Annotated in this window: 1 protein-coding gene; it reads left to right on the top strand. The window is 62.8% G+C overall.

The window, feature by feature from the left end:
• Window positions 1-3: 3 nt before the first annotated feature.
• On the top strand, window positions 4-702 hold a 699-nt coding region (locus tag Q6D67_RS21660; protein ID WP_304707926.1), incomplete at its 3' end, for an IS256 family transposase.

Here is a 702-nt window from a genome sequence, read left to right as displayed (position 1 = left end):
ACGATGACCGAGGACAGGATGGCATTGATTGAGCTGGCTGAAAAGCATGCGGACGATGACTTGCTGAGGGAGCTGGGCCAATTGGTCCTTCAGCGACTGATGGATGCTGAAGCGGAACAGCGTTGCGGCGCCGGCCGGCATGAGCGAAGTGAGGACCGGGTTAACCAGCGCAACGGCTACCGCGACCGCACGCTGGAGACACGCTTGGGGACGATGGAGTTACGCATTCCGAAGCTGCGCACAGGCAGTTACCTGCCGAGCTTCATTGAACCCCGCAAGGCCTCGGAGCAGGCGCTTGTTGCCGTTGTGCAGGAGGCCTATGTGAAGGGCATATCGACCCGCAAGGTGGACGACCTGGTGCAGGCTATGGGTATGAGCGGCATCTCCAAGAGCCAAGTCTCACGGCTGTGCGAGGAGCTGGATGAGCGGGTTGAGGCGTTCCTGAATCGCCCACTGAGCGGCCCGTGGGCCTATGTCTGGCTGGATGCCACCTATCTGAAATCGCGTGAGCGGGGCGCCGTGAGCAGCCAGGCGGTGGTCGTTGCCGTTGGCGTCAGCAACGAAGGCCGCCGGGAAACCTTGGGCATGGCTGTGGGTCCGGCCGAGACAGAAGCCTTCTGGACGGAGTTCCTGCGTAGCCTGGTTCGGCGAGGCCTGACGGGCGTGCGGCTGGTGATCTCGGATGCTCACGAGGGCCTGAAG

Origin of the sequence: Haliea sp. E1-2-M8, from assembly GCF_030649675.1 — a bacterium.
Taxonomy (GTDB): domain Bacteria; phylum Pseudomonadota; class Gammaproteobacteria; order Pseudomonadales; family Halieaceae; genus Haliea.
Note: the sequence above shows the minus strand (reverse complement) of the source record. Positions and strands in the feature narration are given on the sequence as shown.